The sequence below is a fragment of the Enterobacter sp. CP102 genome, from assembly GCF_025152625.1.
Classification (GTDB): Bacteria; Pseudomonadota; Gammaproteobacteria; order Enterobacterales; family Enterobacteriaceae; genus Enterobacter; species Enterobacter soli.
Genome location: NZ_CP104014.1, coordinates 3740866 through 3757486 on the forward strand (window position 1 = coordinate 3740866; position 16621 = coordinate 3757486).

Annotated in this window: 14 protein-coding genes and 3 tRNA genes; 11 read left to right on the forward strand and 6 right to left on the reverse strand. The window is 53.6% G+C overall.

From position 1 onward, the window contains the following. The first annotated feature begins 57 nt into the window (after positions 1–57). The 5 genes from queF (at position 58) to xni (ending at position 6486) form a co-directional block, all read left to right on the forward strand. A complete protein-coding gene (gene queF, locus N1249_RS17575; RefSeq protein WP_259831675.1) occupies positions 58–900 on the forward strand; it encodes an NADPH-dependent 7-cyano-7-deazaguanine reductase QueF in 843 nt (280 codons plus the stop codon). 116 nt (positions 901–1016) lie between these two features. Continuing rightward, entirely contained in the window at positions 1017–2381 is a 1365-nt protein-coding gene (gene ppnN, locus N1249_RS17580) for a nucleotide 5'-monophosphate nucleosidase PpnN (RefSeq protein ID WP_014071576.1), read from the forward strand. 516 nt (positions 2382–2897) lie between these two features. Then, positions 2898–4187: an HAAAP family serine/threonine permease gene (locus N1249_RS17585; RefSeq protein WP_259831677.1), complete on the forward strand. Its 1290-nt coding sequence runs from the start codon at positions 2898–2900 to the stop codon at positions 4185–4187. A gap of 63 nt (positions 4188–4250) precedes the next feature. Next, positions 4251–5618: an L-serine ammonia-lyase gene (locus N1249_RS17590; RefSeq protein WP_259831693.1), complete on the forward strand. Its 1368-nt coding sequence runs from the start codon at positions 4251–4253 to the stop codon at positions 5616–5618. Between the two features lie 112 nt (positions 5619–5730). After that, positions 5731–6486, forward strand: coding sequence for a flap endonuclease Xni (gene xni / locus N1249_RS17595; protein WP_259831695.1), 756 nt, complete (start codon positions 5731–5733; stop codon positions 6484–6486). 41 nt (positions 6487–6527) lie between these two features. On the opposite strand, the gene rlmM is transcribed toward xni, so the two are convergent. The 3 genes from rlmM to gcvA are packed head-to-tail and all read right to left on the reverse strand — an operon-like array spanning position 6528 to position 8974. After that, the gene (gene rlmM / locus N1249_RS17600; protein ID WP_259831697.1) at positions 6528–7628 is read right to left on the reverse strand and encodes a 23S rRNA (cytidine(2498)-2'-O)-methyltransferase RlmM; all 1101 of its coding nucleotides are present in this window, start codon (positions 7626–7628) and stop codon (positions 6528–6530) included. Next, complete coding sequence (locus tag N1249_RS17605; protein ID WP_014071581.1) at positions 7621–8016, reverse strand: DUF423 domain-containing protein; 396 nt, start codon at positions 8014–8016, stop codon at positions 7621–7623. The genes rlmM and N1249_RS17605 overlap by 8 nt, the downstream gene beginning before the upstream one ends. 40 nt (positions 8017–8056) lie before the next feature. Next, positions 8057–8974, reverse strand: a complete 918-nt coding sequence (gene gcvA, locus N1249_RS17610; protein WP_259831701.1) for a glycine cleavage system transcriptional regulator GcvA — start codon at positions 8972–8974, stop codon at positions 8057–8059. Positions 8975–9414: 440 nt separating this feature from the next. On the opposite strand from gcvA, the gene csdA reads away from it, so the two are divergent. Beyond that, complete coding sequence (csdA, locus tag N1249_RS17615) at positions 9415–10620, forward strand: cysteine desulfurase CsdA (protein WP_259831703.1); 1206 nt, start codon at positions 9415–9417, stop codon at positions 10618–10620. Further along, entirely contained in the window at positions 10620–11066 is a 447-nt protein-coding gene (gene csdE, locus N1249_RS17620) for a cysteine desulfurase sulfur acceptor subunit CsdE (RefSeq protein WP_259831705.1), read from the forward strand. The genes csdA and csdE overlap by 1 nt, the downstream gene beginning before the upstream one ends. Here the strand turns inward: csdE and tcdA are convergent. Both tcdA and mltA read right to left on the reverse strand, forming a co-directional pair. Then, positions 11057–11863 (reverse strand): tRNA cyclic N6-threonylcarbamoyladenosine(37) synthase TcdA, encoded by an 807-nt coding sequence (tcdA, locus tag N1249_RS17625; protein ID WP_259831707.1) that lies wholly within the window; start codon positions 11861–11863, stop codon positions 11057–11059. The genes csdE and tcdA overlap by 10 nt on opposite strands. A 76-nt stretch (positions 11864–11939) precedes the next feature. Next, positions 11940–13037, reverse strand: a complete 1098-nt coding sequence (gene mltA, locus N1249_RS17630; RefSeq protein WP_014071586.1) for a murein transglycosylase A — start codon at positions 13035–13037, stop codon at positions 11940–11942. A 208-nt stretch (positions 13038–13245) separates the two neighbouring features. Here mltA and N1249_RS17635 point away from each other — a divergent pair. From N1249_RS17635 to N1249_RS17645, 3 genes are all read left to right on the forward strand, one after another. Then, positions 13246–13322 (forward strand) — tRNA-Met (locus N1249_RS17635). A 171-nt stretch (positions 13323–13493) separates the two neighbouring features. Continuing rightward, a tRNA-Met gene (locus tag N1249_RS17640) sits at positions 13494–13570 on the forward strand. Positions 13571–13612: 42 nt separating this feature from the next. Beyond that, positions 13613–13689 (forward strand) — tRNA-Met (locus N1249_RS17645). Between the two features lie 87 nt (positions 13690–13776). Here the strand turns inward: N1249_RS17645 and amiC are convergent. Next, positions 13777–15030: an N-acetylmuramoyl-L-alanine amidase AmiC gene (gene amiC / locus N1249_RS17650; protein WP_259831717.1), complete on the reverse strand. Its 1254-nt coding sequence runs from the start codon at positions 15028–15030 to the stop codon at positions 13777–13779. 227 nt (positions 15031–15257) lie between these two features. Here amiC and argA point away from each other — a divergent pair, with 227 nt between their 5' ends. Next, positions 15258–16589 carry an amino-acid N-acetyltransferase gene (gene argA, locus N1249_RS17655; RefSeq protein ID WP_014071588.1) on the forward strand — a complete coding sequence of 444 codons (1332 nt, stop codon included), beginning with the start codon at positions 15258–15260 and terminating at the stop codon, positions 16587–16589. Positions 16590–16621 lie beyond the last annotated feature (32 nt).

A 16621-nucleotide genomic window follows, 5' to 3' on the forward strand; every position in this document is an offset into this window, starting at 1 on the left:
TCTCGTAAGACAGGATAAACTCAGCCCTTAAGTGTACCTGCAAAGTGGCAATGAAACATGTCTTACGAAAATCATCAGGCGTTAACGGGCTTAACGCTGGGGAAATCGACCGATTACCGCGACACCTACGATGCAACCCTGTTGCAGGGGGTGCCGCGCAGTTTGAACCGTGATCCTCTCGGACTGCACGCCGATGCACTGCCATTTGTGGGTGGTGATATCTGGACACTGTACGAACTCTCCTGGCTGAATGCGCGCGGTCTGCCACAGGTGGCGGTAGGCCATGTAGAGCTGGATTACGCCAGCCTTAATCTGGTGGAGTCAAAAAGCTTCAAGCTGTACCTCAACAGCTTTAACCAGACCCGATTTGACAGCTGGGACGATGTTCTGCACACCCTGGAGCGCGATTTAGGCGCCTGCGCGAAAGGCGACGTTACGGTATCGTTGTATCGTCTGCATGAGCTGGAAGGCCAGCCCATTGCCCATTTCAATGGAACCTGTATCGACGAACAGGATATTGACATTGATAACTACGAGTTCAGCACCGACTACCTGGAAAACGCGGCCGGTGGCAAAGTGGTGGAAGAGACGCTGGTCAGCCATCTGCTGAAATCCAACTGCCTGATCACCCATCAGCCAGACTGGGGTTCAGTGCAGATCCAGTATCGCGGGCCGAAGATCGACCGGGAAAAGCTGCTGCGCTACCTGGTGTCTTTCCGCCATCACAACGAATTCCACGAACAGTGCGTAGAACGCATCTTCAATGACCTTCAGCGTTTCTGTCAGCCCGAGAAGCTGAGCGTTTATGCGCGCTATACCCGCCGTGGTGGCCTGGACATTAACCCGTGGCGCACCAATACCGATTTTGTGCCTGCTACCGGTCGTCTGGTGCGTCAGTAATATAAATATTTTCACAATATGCGGGCGGTATTCCGCCCAAACTGTTGTGAAACCTCATAAGCCAGGGCTATTGTAATCAACAGGGAAAGACGATAATCGTCCCGTAAGGAGCTCACTTGATTACACATATTAGCCCGCTTGGCTCAATGGATATGTTGTCGCAGCTGGAAGTGGACATGCTTAAACGCACGGCCAGTAGCGACCTTTATCAACTGTTTCGTAATTGTTCTCTTGCCGTACTGAACTCCGGAAGCCTGACAGACAACAGTAAAGAACTGCTGTCCCGTTTCGAAAGCTTTGATATCAACGTGCTGCGTCGTGAGCGCGGTGTAAAACTTGAAGTCATTAATCCGCCGGAAGAGGCCTTTGTTGACGGGCGAATTATTCGCTCACTCCAGGCCAACCTGTTCGCGGTGTTGCGCGATATCCTGTTTGTTAACGGGCAAATCCACAACGCGGGCCGTTTCCAGCACCTTGACCTGGAAAGCTCTGTTCACATCACTAACCTGGTCTTCTCTATCCTGCGTAACGCCCGTGCCCTGCACGTGGGTGAAGCGCCGAATATGGTCGTTTGCTGGGGTGGTCACTCGATTAACGAAACCGAATACCTCTACGCCCGCCGTGTAGGGACCCAGCTCGGCCTGCGTGAACTGAACATCTGTACCGGTTGCGGCCCGGGCGCCATGGAAGCACCAATGAAAGGGGCGGCGGTCGGCCACGCCCAACAACGCTATAAAGAGGGGCGCTTTATCGGGATGACCGAGCCGTCCATCATTGCGGCCGAGCCACCTAACCCGCTGGTCAATGAACTGATTATCATGCCGGATATCGAAAAACGCCTTGAGGCGTTTGTCCGTATCGCCCACGGGATAATCATCTTCCCAGGCGGTGTGGGTACGGCGGAAGAGCTGCTTTATCTGCTGGGTATTCTGATGAACCCGGCCAACAAAGATCAGGTACTGCCGTTGATCCTGACCGGACCAAAAGAGAGCGCTGATTACTTCCGCGTTCTGGACGAATTCATTGTGCATACGCTGGGCGAATCTGCCCGCCGTCACTATCGCATTATCATTGATGATGCGGCAGAAGTGGCGCGTCAGATGAAGAAAGCCATGCCGCTGGTCAAAGAGAACCGCCGCGATACCGGTGATGCTTACAGCTTCAACTGGTCAATCCGTATTGCGCCGGATCTGCAAATCCCGTTTGAGCCTTCTCACGAGAATATGGCCAACCTGAAACTGTACCCGGATCAGCCGGTTGAAGTTCTGGCGGCCGATTTACGACGCGCCTTCTCCGGTATCGTTGCAGGTAACGTGAAAGAGGTCGGCATCCGCGCTATCGAAGAGTTTGGCCCGTATAAAATTCATGGTGACCGCGAGATGATGCGCCGCATGGATGACATGCTACAGGGCTTTGTTGCTCAGCATCGTATGAAGCTGCCGGGTTCTGCCTATATTCCTTGCTACGAGATTTGCACCTAACTCCCCGCAAGTGACCCCCATCAAGCCGGATAGTGCTGAAGCGCTATCCGGCTTTTTTATTACCGTTACAACTCATACTTATCTCTTATGTGATTTACATAATTTAATCAGACGCAAACGATTACCTCGATTTACAGACCGTAAATTATCAGCCTTAATCCAAATTAATCGTCAGAAAACACTAAAAAGCCTCTTCTTTACAGCGTAAGACTCCTATCTCACTGGTCAGTCTTTCAGGCCACATGTTGTTAATGGTAGCCTTCGCGCCCGTAAATTCTCTTTGATGATTTTTTAACAGATAAATGGTCTAAAGATACCCATATCAAAAGTGGATTATTGCATTTGGGATCAGGATCACTGATAGATTCATAACTAGAATGTATCTTTCCGCCCGCCAATAGTTACGGGCAAAAATTATTAAAAAACCGTCACTGAACGAATTTCATATTACCGTCAGGCACTTTTTCATCGGATTTGACTAGAAACCTGACAATTTGCTTCCTCCAGGAGATACAGATGGAAACCACTCAAACCAGCACCGTTGCTTCGATTGAATCCCGAAGTGGTTGGCGCAAAACGGATACCATGTGGATGCTTGGCCTTTACGGCACAGCAATCGGCGCTGGTGTACTGTTCCTTCCTATCAACGCAGGTGTCGGCGGTCTGATCCCGCTGATCATCATGGCCATCATCGCTTTCCCGATGACCTTCTTTGCACACCGCGGTCTGACCCGTTTTGTGCTGTCCGGTAAAAACCCGGGCGAAGACATCACTGAAGTGGTTGAAGAGCACTTCGGCGTTGGCGCAGGTAAACTGATTACCCTGCTCTACTTCTTCGCGATTTACCCAATTCTGCTGGTGTATAGCGTGGCAATCACCAACACCGTTGAAAGCTTCATGACGCACCAGTTGCACCTGACGCCACCACCGCGCGCCATTCTGTCGCTGATCCTGATCGTCGGCATGATGACCATCGTGCGTTTCGGTGAGCAGATGATTGTTAAAGCGATGAGCATTCTGGTGTTCCCGTTTGTGATTGCACTGATGGTGCTGGCCTGCTACCTGATCCCACAGTGGAACGGTGCAGCGCTGGAAACCCTGTCCCTGAGCAACGCATCTGCAACCGGCAACGGCCTGCTGTTAACCCTGTGGCTGGCAATCCCTGTGATGGTGTTCTCGTTCAACCACTCACCAATCATCTCTTCCTTCGCGGTAGCGAAGCGTGAAGAGTACGGCAATGGTGCAGAGAAAAAATGCTCCAGCATCCTGGCTCGCGCTCACGTGATGATGGTTCTGACCGTGATGTTCTTTGTCTTCAGCTGCGTGCTGAGTCTCTCCCCGATGGATCTGGCGGCGGCAAAAGAGCAGAACATCTCTATCCTGTCTTACCTGGCAAACCACTTTAACGCACCGGTTATCGCCTGGATGGCGCCAATCATCGCGATTATTGCAATCACCAAATCCTTCCTGGGCCACTACCTGGGCGCACGTGAAGGCTTCAACGGTATGGTGATTAAATCTCTGCGCGGTAAAGGTAAGAGCATTGAAATCAACAAGCTGAACAAAATGACCGCTCTGTTCATGCTGGTTACCACCTGGGCGGTAGCAACCCTGAACCCAAGCATTCTGGGCATGATTGAAACCCTGGGCGGCCCGGTTATCGCGATGATTCTGTTCCTGATGCCGATGTACGCGATTCAGAAAGTGCCTGCGATGCGTAAATACAGCGGCCATATCAGCAACGTGTTCGTTGTGATTATGGGTCTGATTGCCATCTCCGCCATCTTCTACTCACTGTTCAGCTAATACCTCGTGTGCCGCCTTCGGGCGGCACACTCCTCCCTCCTGACTGATAGCAATGGACGCATCATGATTAGCGTATTCGATATCTTCAAAATCGGTATTGGTCCTTCCAGCTCTCACACCGTCGGACCAATGAAAGCCGGTAAACAATTCACGGATGACTTGATTGCACGCGGCATTTTGCACGACATCACCCGCGTGGTTGTCGATGTATACGGCTCGCTTTCCCTGACGGGTAAAGGCCACCATACCGATATCGCCATTATCATGGGCCTGGCGGGAAACCTGCCGGACACCGTTGATATTGACGCAATCCCTGGTTTCATCCAGGACGTAAATACCCACGGTCGTTTGCTGCTGGCAAACGGCGAGCACGAAGTGGAATTTCCGGTTGATCGGTGCATGAACTTCCATGCCGACAACCTCTCCCTGCACGAAAACGGGATGCGTATTACCGCACTGGCCGGCGATACCGCCGTCTACAGCCAGACCTATTACTCCATCGGCGGCGGTTTTATCGTCGACGAAGACCATTTTGGTCAGACCAACAATTCTGCTGTTGAAGTACCGTATCCGTACAAAAACGCGGCGGATTTACAGCGTCACTGCCAGGAGACGGGTTTGTCGCTCTCTGGCCTGATGATGAAAAACGAACTGGCGCTGCACAGCAAAGAAGAGCTGGAGCAACACTTCGCGAACGTCTGGGAAGTGATGCGCGGCGGTATCGAACGCGGGATCACCACCGAAGGCGTTCTGCCAGGCAAACTGCGCGTACCGCGCCGTGCGGCAGCGCTGCGCCGGATGCTGGTCAGCACCGACAAAACCACCACTGACCCAATGGCGGTTGTTGACTGGATTAACATGTTCGCGCTGGCGGTAAACGAAGAGAACGCCGCAGGTGGCCGCGTGGTTACCGCACCGACGAACGGTGCGTGCGGTATTGTTCCGGCCGTGCTTGCCTACTACGACAAGTTCATCCGCGAAGTGAACGCCAACTCTCTGGCGCGCTACATGCTGGTTGCCAGTGCCATCGGCTCGCTCTACAAGATGAACGCCTCCATTTCCGGTGCGGAAGTGGGCTGTCAGGGTGAAGTCGGTGTAGCCTGCTCAATGGCTGCTGCGGGCCTGGCTGAACTGCTGGGCGCGAGCCCGACTCAGGTATGTATCGCCGCCGAAATCGGCATGGAGCACAACCTGGGGCTGACCTGTGACCCTGTCGCCGGGCAAGTTCAGGTACCGTGCATCGAGCGTAACGCGATTGCGTCCGTTAAGGCCGTCAATGCGGCACGAATGGCGCTGCGTCGCACCAGCGAGCCGCGCGTGTGTCTCGATAAGGTTATCGAAACCATGTACGAAACAGGTAAAGATATGAACGCCAAATACCGTGAAACCTCTCGCGGTGGTCTGGCAATGAAGATCGTGACCTGCGATTAAGCCGCTTAAGAAGCCTCGTTTTGCGAGGCTTCTTCCTGTTTTTCCCCGCACTATTCGTTTCATCCTGCCGACAGTGTTACCCTTTACCCAGTAGATCTAAGGGAGATTATCTGTGGCTGTTCACTTGCTTATCGTCGACGCACTTAACCTGATTCGCCGTATCCATGCGGTGCAGGGCACCCCCTGTAAAGACACCTGTCTGCACGCGCTGGAGCTGCTTATCCGCCACAGTGAGCCAACCCATGTGGTTGCAGTGTTTGACGACGAAGCCCGAAATACCGGCTGGCGCCACCAGCGGTTGCCGGACTACAAAGCCGGGCGCGCGCCGATGCCGGACGATCTGCACGCCGAAATGCCCGTAATCCGCGCCGCCTTTGAACAGCGTGGCGTGCCTTGCTGGGGCGCAGAAGGCAGTGAAGCCGACGACCTGGCGGCAACGCTTGCGGTAAAAGTCGCAAGCGCAGGACATCAGGCGACAATTGTCTCAACCGACAAAGGCTACTGTCAGCTGCTCTCCCCCACGATCCGCATTCGTGACTACTTTCAAAAGCGCTGGCTTGATGCGCCGTTTATCGCCAGTGAGTTTGGCGTCTCGCCTGAACAACTACCTGATTACTGGGGTCTTGCCGGGATCAGCAGCTCGAAGGTACCCGGCGTTGCCGGTATCGGACCAAAGAGTGCCGCGCAGCTCCTGAATGATTTTCAGGATCTGGAGGGGATTTACGCCCGGCTGGAAGACGTGCCTGAAAAATGGCGTAAGAAGCTGGAAGCGCATAAAGAGATGGCATTTATATGCCGGGATGTGGCGACATTACAGACGGATTTACAGCTGGACGGGAATTTGCAGCAGTTAAGGCTGGTCTTGTAGGCCCGGTAAGCGTAGCGCCACCGGGCAAAACAACGCTGGCGCTATCGCTCGTCGCGACGCCCGCCCACAGCCGCCCACCAGCGACGAATGTGCACCGTCACCTCTTCGCGGTCGTGATACAGCTGACGCGCCTGAATGACCACGTTAATACCGTGCTCATCCAACTGCTCCTGAATGTACGCCAGGTTCTGAGAAACTTCCTCATAGCGCTTTTTCATCGGCAATTTGAGGTTAAAAATCGTTTCGCGGCACCAGCCGTTCACCAGCCAGGATGCCATCAGCGCAGCGACTTTCGCGGGCTTCTCCACCATATCGCACACCATCCAGGAGATGTTGTTACGAGTTGGGCGATAGCGGAAACCGTCTTCGCGAAGCCAGGTCACCTGCCCGGTATCCATCAGGCTTTGCGCCATCGGGCCGTTATCAACAGAAGCGACCCACATGTTGCGTTTCACCAGCTGATAGGTCCAGCCCCCCGGACACGCGCCGAGATCGACGGCGTGCATCCCGTTTGCCAGACGCTCGTCCCACTCATCCGCCGGAATAAAGACGTGAAACGCCTCTTCCAGTTTCAGCGTCGAACGGCTTGGGGCGTCGGACGGGAACTTCAGGCGCGGGATGCCCATAAAGAACGGCGAGTTGTTAGTGGTGTAGGAATAGCCCGTATAGCAACAGCCCGGCGCAATAAAGAAGATATGCACCACCGGGCGTTTCGGCGTCTCGTAGTTCGTCAGGATCCCGGCCTCGCGAAGTGCAGCGCGCAGCGGAACGGTGAACTTGCGGCAGAACTTCATCAGCTCTTTGCTTTCGTTAGTGTCAGCCACCTCAACGCGCAGGTCGCCGCCCTTCTCCACGACGCCCTGCAACATCCCCACAACCGGTGTAATGCGGTCTTCAGGCGGAAGATCTTTAAGCAGCTCACCCGCGACAAACATCTGACGCGCAAAGATAAGCGAACTGAACGGCAGCTCACGTGCCAGCTTGTCGGCATCTTCAGGCTGATAGCATTCAAACACTACGTAGCCCGCGTTTTCTTTGACGCGAGCAAAACCGAACACTTCGCGGCGTGCAGCCTTATCAGTAATTTCCGCGGCGCACTCTTTCTCAAACCCCGGGCGACAATATAAAACAACCTTATTCATGAACAACGCCCTTGCGTTTCAGACGGATAGCTCCGATAAACATTAATACCCAACCGGCCAGGAAGCATACGCCGCCGACAGGTGTAACAAACGCCCACAGGCGCAAATGCGAGAGCGCCAGGCAATACAGGCTGCCACTGAACAGCACCGTGCCCAGCGCCAGAAAGACGCTGCTCCAGTAAAACCAGATACTAATCCGACGCTGCATCGCCACGGCCAGTCCGAAGATAGCCAGCGTGTGGAACGCCTGATATTCGAGGCCGGTCTGGATCCAGCCCATTTCTACAACCCCTAAGGATTTACTTAACACATGCGCACCAAAGGCGCCCAGTGCGACAAAAATAAAGCCACTCACCGCGGCAAAAATCAGCATGAATCGGCTGGTCATGTTTCGGTCCTAAAGTTATGCGTGCCCTGCACACAAAAAGTTATTGTTCATATCTGAAGCGGAATTTTTCTTGCTCGCTCGCCGCTTTCGCCAGGATCCACTGCCGGAAGGCGGCTATTTTACCCAGTTCTGCCTGGCTGTCATGGCAAACCAGATAAAACGCATTCTTGCTGACCAGAACATCATTAAAAGGGCAGACCAGACGGCCTGCCTCAATTTCGGACTGAGACATGACGTTGTTTGCCAACGCCACACCCTGCCCGTGAATCGCAGCCTGTAACACCATCGCACTGTGGCTAAAAATGGGGCCTTGCTGCACGTTTATATGATTAAGACCTAACTGGCGGGTATAAGTTTGCCAGTCCCGACGAGAAGCATCGTGTAAAAGGGTGTGTTGCGCCAAATCTGATGGCGTTTTCAATGCTTTATCGCCGGTAAGTAAAATCGGAGAACAGACCGGAAGCAGATATTCTGCGTATAATTTCTCGACGCGTAAACCCGGCCAGTTGCCACGGCCATAAAAAATCGCCACATCGACATCATCCGCCAGTTTATCCTCCTGACGGTCAACAGCCTGGATTCGGACATCAATTCCCGGATAAGCTGAGTTAAAGCTTGAGAGTCTGGGCACCAGCCATTGAATCGCAAAACTGGGCAATAAACTTACGGTTAGCGCGCCTTTTGCGCTGCGTGCCTGTAGCTTGCGCGTGGCTTCGGTGAGCTGGGAGAAAATCTCTTTAATATCCTGAAAATAGCTCTGCCCCTCTTCCGTCAGAAGCAACGAACGGTTGCGACGACGAAACAGCTTAAGCCCCAGGAAATCCTCCAGAGACTTGATTTGGTGACTTACTGCGGCCTGTGTCACAAAAAGCTCATCTGCTGCGCGGGTGAAACTCAGGTGACGTGCTGCTGCATCAAAAACACGTAATGCATTTAGGGGTGGCAATCGCTTCGACATGGTTATCTGGCTTAGATGTTAACGAGATTTAACATATAGGAAACAACGTTTAACCTATTAGTTTTTTTTATCTGAGACATTATAATTTGTCCGTTGAGGAACTACCAGCAAATACCTATAGTGGCGGCACTTCCTGAGCCGGAACGAAAAGCTTTTTTTGGAATGCGTGTTCTAAAAGGTTTTTGGCTTACGGTTGTGATGTTGTGTTGTTGTGTTTGCAATTGGTCTGCGATTCAGACCACGGTAGCAACGCTACCAATTTTTCACTTCCTGTACATTTACCCTGTCTGTCCATAGTGATTAATGTAGCACCGCCGATTTGCGGTGCTTTTTTTTGTCCATTTTTTACCTCCCTGCTTTCTCAACCCTGCCTTTCCTCTAACGACCTTGCCCTGCCGCCAAATTTGCGCGACGATCTAAGGACAGAAATGAGGAATTCCATGAACGCTTTCAGTCCCGCACATTTTCGCGAACAGTTTCCGGCGCTGGCCGATGCCGGTGTCTATCTTGATAGTGCTGCCACCGCGCTCAAACCGCTGGCGGTTATCGAAGCAACAGAGCAGTTCTATAGCCTGAGTGCCGGTAATGTTCACCGCAGCCAGTTTGCCGAAGCACAACGCTTAACCGCTCGCTATGAAGCCGCCCGCGATCAGGTGGCGCGCCTGCTGAATGCCGAAAGCGGTAAAAATATCGTCTGGACGCGCGGAACCACTGAAGCCATCAACATGGTTGCGCAGTGTTATGCCAGGCCGCTCCTGCAACCCGGCGACGAGATTATCGTCAGTGAAGCCGAACACCACGCCAACCTGGTTCCCTGGTTAATGGTTGCCGGGCAAACCGGGGCACAGATCATCAAACTGCAGCTGGGGGCCGATAACCTGCCCGATGTGGCACGTTTACCTGAGCTTATCACCCCCCGCAGCCGGATCCTGGCACTGGGACAGATGTCTAATGTCACCGGTGGCTGCCCGGATTTAGCGCGGGCCATTACCACCGCCCATGCCAGCGGCATGGTGGTAATGGTTGATGGCGCGCAGGGTGTTGTGCACTTTCCGGCAGACGTGCAAAAACTCGATATCGACTTCTACGCGTTCTCAGGACATAAACTCTATGGGCCGACCGGCATTGGTGCCCTGTATGGCAAACCTGAACTGCTGGCGCAGATGACGCCGTGGCTTGGCGGCGGCAAGATGATTACCGAAGTCACGTTCGATGGTTTTAAAACTCAGGATATCCCTTACCGTCTGGAAGCCGGCACTCCCAATGTGGCTGGGGTCATTGGGCTAAGCGCAGCGCTGGAGTGGCTTGGCGAAACGGACATCGTCCAGGCTGAAAGCTGGAGCCGTGGGCTGGCGACCCTTGCGGAAGAAGAACTCAAAAAGCGCCCGGGATTCCGGTCGTTTCGCGTTCAGGACTCAAGCCTGTTAGCTTTTGATTTTGAAGGTGTTCATCACAGCGATATGGTGACACTGCTTGCCGAATATGGCATTGCCTTACGCGCCGGACAGCATTGCGCACAACCGTTACTGGCCGCTCTGGGCGTCAGTGGTACGCTGCGTGCCTCTTTTGCTCCGTACAATACAAAAAGCGATGTCGACGCGCTGGTTGCAGCCGTCGATCGCGCCCTTGAATTACTGGTGGATTAATGACTAGCCCAGCTTTAGCCGGACACCCGTTTGGCACCGTCATCACAGAAGAGACGCTGAAACAAACCTTCGCCCCGCACACCCAGTGGGAAGATAAATACCGTCAGCTGATTATGCTGGGCAAGCAGTTACCTGCGCTTTCTGACGCGCTTCGGGCACAGGCAAAAGAGATTGCCGGGTGTGAAAATCGGGTCTGGCTGGGGTTTAGCGTCTCAGGCGAAACGCTGCATTTCTTTGGTGACAGCGAAGGCCGCATTGTTCGTGGCCTGCTGGCGGTACTGCTGACCGCCATTGAAGGCAAAAGCGCCGCGCAGCTGCTGGCGCACTCGCCCTTAACGCTGTTTGATGAACTGGGCCTGCGTGCGCAGCTTAGCGCCTCGCGCAGTCAGGGGCTGACCGCGCTTAACGAAGCGGTGCTGGACGCGGCGCGACAGGTTCAGGCCTGACGTTCCGCCTTCGCCATCATTTTCTTCAGCGCGTGTGACACCGCAATAAAGCCGAAGGACGCGGTCACCATGGTGGCCGCACCAAAGCCGGAGGCACAATCCATCCGTTTTGGCCCTTCCGCCGTGCTTTTCATGGCACAAACAGACCCGTCAGCCTGCGGGTAAACCAGCGCTTCTGTCGAAAACACACAGTCCACGCCCAGCTTACCTTTGCTGTTTTTCACCACGTTAAAGTCGCTTTTTAATCTTTCGCGCAGTTTGGCTGCCAGGGGATCCTGAATCGTTTTCGCCAGATCGGCCACCTGGATCTGCGTCGGGTCGATTTGCCCACCCGCGCCACCGGTGGTCACCAGCGGAACCTTGTAGCGACGGCAGTAAGCAATCAACGCCGCCTTTGGACGTACGCTGTCGATGGCATCAATCACGTAGCTATAGTCTTTGTTCATGTACCCGGCAACGTTATCTGCCGTCACGAAATCATCAATCACCGTGACCTGACACTCAGGGTTGATCAGGCGAATGCGCTCGGCCATCACCTCAGATTTGGCAAGACCGACGTTATCCCGCAGCGCGTGGATTTGTCTGTTGGTGTTGGTGACGCAGACATCATCCATATCAATCAATGTGATGGCACCAATACCGGTTCTGGCCAGCGCTTCTGCCGCCCAGGAGCCGACACCACCGATCCCCACCACGCACACGTGCGCCTCTGCAAACAGTTGCAGGGCTTTTTCGCCATATAAACGTGCCGTACCGCCAAAACGCTGGCGCCAGGCATCGCTGATTACCACAGACATAACACCTCAGATGTAAAAAGGGTGAGGTTATCCCTCACCCTGAACAGTAATCCGTATTCCGATCAGAATACCATAATCAGCCGCTGAATACGTTGCCGCCCGGTGCTGCCGCTTTCAGCACCCAGACGCGTCCGTAGTGGTTATACCAGCCAGCACGGTGACCAGCATCCGGGCCAATCCCCTGATAAATATCAAAATGCTGGCCCTTGATCGCGCCACCGACATCCAGGGCAACCATCAGGCGTAATTCATACTGGCCGCTGAATTTCCCGTTGTTATCCAGCAGAGGCACTTCAGCCAGCAGCGTGGTACCCGCCGGAATAATAGAACGATCCGATGCCACGGAAGCGCGGCCAATCAACGGTACGGCACTTGCCCCTTTCACCGGCGCATAGTTTTGCGGTTTGAAGAAGACGAAGGATGGATTTTGCTCCAGCAGCTCGCGCACTTCGGCTTCACTGTGTTTTTCGCCCCACTCGCGGATCGCCTGCATCGACATATCTTCTTTCTTCACTTCACCACGGTCGATCAGCACTTTGCCGATACTGCGGTAGGCATGTCCGTTTTTGCCGGAGTAGCTGAAGAAGTTAAGCGGAGAGCCATCTCCAAAATCGATATAACCGCTGCCCTGCACGTCCATGATGAAGTTGTCCATCAGGGAGTTACTGTAGGCCAGCACATAGCTGTCACTTAAGCCACCCGAGTAGATCTCTGCGCGGGACGGTAAACGCCCGCGTTTTGGCGGCATCCGGTAGATTGGGTACTGGAATTCACCCTGACGAGTGTGTCGCGCCTGGATGACTGGCGTGTAGTAGCCGGTAAACTGGACGTTGCCGTAGTTGTCTGCACCTTCCATCTGCCAGGCATCAATACCAAACTGGCGCATATTGCGCGTATCGCCGCCCGAGCGCAGCCAGTCCTGTACTGCACTGTAAACGTTATTCTGTGAGCCATACAGGCGCGGCGACGCACTGCGGATCTGATAGACCTGCTCGGAGAAATCCCCGGCGTTAATCGGTGCGCCTACGGCATCGGGTTGGTTAACTAAAGAGAAAGGCTGGGACAATTTCCCGTCTTTATACTGTTGACCGCGATCGGTCGGTTTAGAGGAGCACGCAGCAAGAATGGCTACCATCGCCCCTGTCATCAGATACTTCGCCCAACGTCCTTTCATTATGTCTCGTCTTTAAGTTGCTCGTTTCCGCGTGATGAAGATAACAAACCGCCCGTTCTAAAGAAATGCAATCGCACACCCTTTGGCAAATTTTGCGCAAAAAACAATCCACAGGATGCGATGTCGTTCAATTTACATACAAATTTCATCAATTATGTAAAAAGGGGTTGCATCACAAAGCTATCCGCGTATAGTGCGCATCCACGGACGCGGGGTGGAGCAGCTTGGTAGCTCGTCGGGCTCATAACCCGAAGGTCGTCGGTTCAAATCCGGCCCCCGCAACCAATTAAAATTTGATGAAGTATCTTCTACGATAGAAGAGATTTTTGTTAAGTAGTTCGAATCACAGCAAGGCGGCGACGCAGTGAATCCTTAGGAGCTTACTCCAGTAAGTGACTGAGGTGAACGAGGAAAGCCAACGCAGATGTGATTTGAAATACGAAGCAAAAAGACGGACGCGGGGTGGAGCAGCCTGGTAGCTCGTCGGGCTCATAACCCGAAGGTCGTCGGTTCAAATCCGGCCCCCGCAACCAATCAAATTTGAAGAAGTAAGTTCTGCAAAAGCAGAAGACGGACGCGGGGTGGAGCAGCCTGGTAGCTCGTCGGGCTCATAACCCGAAGGTCGTCGGTTCAAATCCGGCCCCCGCAACCAACACTTCTAAAACAATAAACACCCTTCCGGGTGTTTTTTTGTATCTGCGAAAAGTGAATTTGCCGGGTAGCACCCCGGCATCAGTCACTACCCTCTTCTGGCGAGCGTTGCGCCGTCAGAGAAATAGGCTTTAATTCCCGACAATATCGATTCCGCCACTTCCTGCTGGAACTTCGCCGTTTTGAGCTTACGCTCCTCTTCAACGTTACTGATAAACGCCGTTTCGACCAGAATAGACGGTATTTCCGGTGCCTTCAGCACCGCAAAGCCGGCCTGCTCCACGCTGTTTTTATGGAGTTTGTTGACGTTACCAAGCTTGCCGAGTACCGCTTTACCAAATTTCAGGCTGTCAGTAATCGTCAGGGATTGCACCATGTCGAACATGGTGTGGTCGACATAGCGATCGCCGCTTTTGCTCACACCACCAATCAGGTCAGAGGCGTTCTGCGTGTCGGCCAGGTATCGCGCAGCGGTACTGGTTGCCCCTTTGGTCGACAGCGCAAACACTGAAGAACCACTGGGCTGACGGCTGGTAAAGGCATCGGCGTGGATAGACACGAACAGATCTGCGCGCTGCTTTTGCGCTTTTGCCACACGAACTTTCAGCGGAATAAAGATATCTTCATTACGCGTCATGTAAGCGCGCATGTTGCCCTCTTTGTCGATCAGGGCCTTCAGACGACGCGCAATTTGCAGCACCACATCTTTTTCACGGGTGCGATACTTCCCGACAGCACCGGAGTCCTCTCCACCGTGCCCCGGATCAAGCATGATCACAATAGGACGATCGCGTCCGGCTTTACCTGGCTGCGGCCCGCTTTGCGCAGGCGGAACCTGACGCTGGAGATCGCCTTTGTTGTAATCTTCCAGCAGTGCCAGCAGCGGATCCTGGATATCCGTGGCATTTGACGGATAGAGATCCATCACCAGGCGCTCTTTAAATGTCGCAACCGGCGCCAGAGCAAAGAGCTGCGGTTTAACGTTCTGCTTAAGCTCAAACACCATACGCACGGTCTGCGGATCAAACTGCCCTACTCGCGCAGATTTGATAAAGGGATCGTCACCGCGGATCTGCGCGCTCATCCCTTTCAGAACGGAGTTCAGGTTAACGCCTTCGAGATCCACCACGACACGTTCAGGGTTACTTAACGCAAACTGCTTATACTTCAGCACCTGATTAGATTCGACAGTCACACGTGTATAGGTTGACGACGGCCAGACACGCACCGCCACCACCTGACTGACAGCAGCAAACGCGACCTGACTGACGCTAAGCAACCACATCGCTCCGGCCCCTTGTAGCAAGCGGCGGCGGCTTATTGTTGATTTGGATCCCGACATGCTTCTCCCGAGCAAGAAATCAAATTAATACACAAAACGCCCAAATTGACCGAAAACTTTAACGAATGACGCATAAACTGTCATCTATAAAAGGGTAAACAATCATACGTTAACGCACGCATTACTTATAAATTTCTATGCTTCGCGGAAAATTTAGGCTTGCACGCGCGGTCACAATCGAATAAAAATACAGAAATTACGAATAAACATTCATTAAGGGTTGTGTCATGGTGAAGGAACGTAGAACCGAACTGGTCCAGGGATTCCGCCATTCTGTTCCCTATATCAATGCCCATCGGGGAAAAACGTTTGTCATCATGCTGGGCGGTGAAGCCATCGAGCATGAAAACTTTTCCAGTATTGTCAATGACATTGGCTTACTGCACAGCCTCGGCATTCGTCTTGTCGTGGTCTATGGCGCGCGTCCGCAAATCGACGCCAATCTGGCCGCGCATCATCATGAGCCGATTTACCATAAACACACCCGCGTAACGGATGCGAAAACCCTCGAGCTGGTCAAACAGGCCGCCGGGCTGTTGCAGCTGGATATCACTGCGCGTTTATCCATGAGCCTGAACAACACGCCGTTGCAGGGCGCACATATTAACGTTGTCAGCGGCAATTTTATCATCGCTCAGCCGCTCGGCGTGGATGATGGTGTGGATTATTGCCACAGCGGTCGTATTCGTCGTATTGATGAAGAGGCCATTCACCGTCAGCTGGACAGCGGCGCTATCGTGCTGATGGGGCCCGTGGCGGTTTCCGTGACCGGTGAAAGTTTTAACCTCACGTCAGAAGAAATTGCCACCCAGCTGGCTATCAAGCTGAAAGCGGAAAAAATGATTGGCTTTTGCTCCTCACAGGGCGTCGTTAACGATGAAGGCGTGATTGTGCCGGAATTATTCCCGAACGAAGCGCAGGCCCGGGTCGAAGAGCTGGAAGCGAAAGGTGATTACCATTCCGGTACGGTGCGTTTTCTGCGTGGGGCGGTAAAAGCCTGCCGCAGCGGTGTGCGTCGTAGCCATCTCATCAGCTACCAGGAAGATGGTGCCCTGTTGCAGGAGCTGTTCTCCCGTGACGGTATCGGTACGCAGATTGTTATGGAGAGCGCCGAGCAGATCCGTCGCGCCACTATCAACGATATTGGCGGCATTCTTGAGCTAATCCGCCCGCTGGAACAGCAAGGTATTCTGGTGCGTCGCTCTCGCGAACAGCTGGAAATGGAGATCGACAAATTTACCATTATTCAGCGCGACAACCTGACCATCGCCTGCGCCGCGCTCTATCCCTTCCCGGAAGAGAAGATCGGTGAAATGGCCTGTGTTGCCGTGCACCCTGACTACCGCAGCTCATCACGCGGCGAAATGCTGCTGGAGCGCATTGCGGTGCAGGCACGCCAGATTGGCCTGAGTAAATTGTTTGTCCTCACCACCCGCAGCATCCACTGGTTCCAGGAGCGTGGTTTTACGCCTGTGGATATCGATTCCCTGCCGGAAAGTAAGAAAGAGATGTACAACTATCAGCGCCGTTCTAAAGTGCTGATGGCCGACCTGGGATAGCCCATACAGCCCTCACCTGACGTGAGGGCCAG

Coding starts and splice junctions, on each gene's coding strand:
- queF (WP_259831675.1), top strand. CDS start 58: ATGTCTTACGAAAATCATCAGGCGTTAACGGGCTTAACGCTGGGGAAA.
- N1249_RS17585 (WP_259831677.1), top strand. CDS start 2,898: ATGGAAACCACTCAAACCAGCACCGTTGCTTCGATTGAATCCCGAAGT.
- N1249_RS17590 (WP_259831693.1), top strand. CDS start 4,251: ATGATTAGCGTATTCGATATCTTCAAAATCGGTATTGGTCCTTCCAGC.
- rlmM (WP_259831697.1), bottom strand. CDS start 7,628: ATGAATAAGGTTGTTTTATATTGTCGCCCGGGGTTTGAGAAAGAGTGC.
- N1249_RS17605 (WP_014071581.1), bottom strand. CDS start 8,016: ATGACCAGCCGATTCATGCTGATTTTTGCCGCGGTGAGTGGCTTTATT.
- gcvA (WP_259831701.1), bottom strand. CDS start 8,974: ATGTCGAAGCGATTGCCACCCCTAAATGCATTACGTGTTTTTGATGCA.
- csdA (WP_259831703.1), top strand. CDS start 9,415: ATGAACGCTTTCAGTCCCGCACATTTTCGCGAACAGTTTCCGGCGCTG.
- csdE (WP_259831705.1), top strand. CDS start 10,620: ATGACTAGCCCAGCTTTAGCCGGACACCCGTTTGGCACCGTCATCACA.
- tcdA (WP_259831707.1), bottom strand. CDS start 11,863: ATGTCTGTGGTAATCAGCGATGCCTGGCGCCAGCGTTTTGGCGGTACG.
- mltA (WP_014071586.1), bottom strand. CDS start 13,037: ATGAAAGGACGTTGGGCGAAGTATCTGATGACAGGGGCGATGGTAGCC.
- amiC (WP_259831717.1), bottom strand. CDS start 15,030: ATGTCGGGATCCAAATCAACAATAAGCCGCCGCCGCTTGCTACAAGGG.
- argA (WP_014071588.1), top strand. CDS start 15,258: ATGGTGAAGGAACGTAGAACCGAACTGGTCCAGGGATTCCGCCATTCT.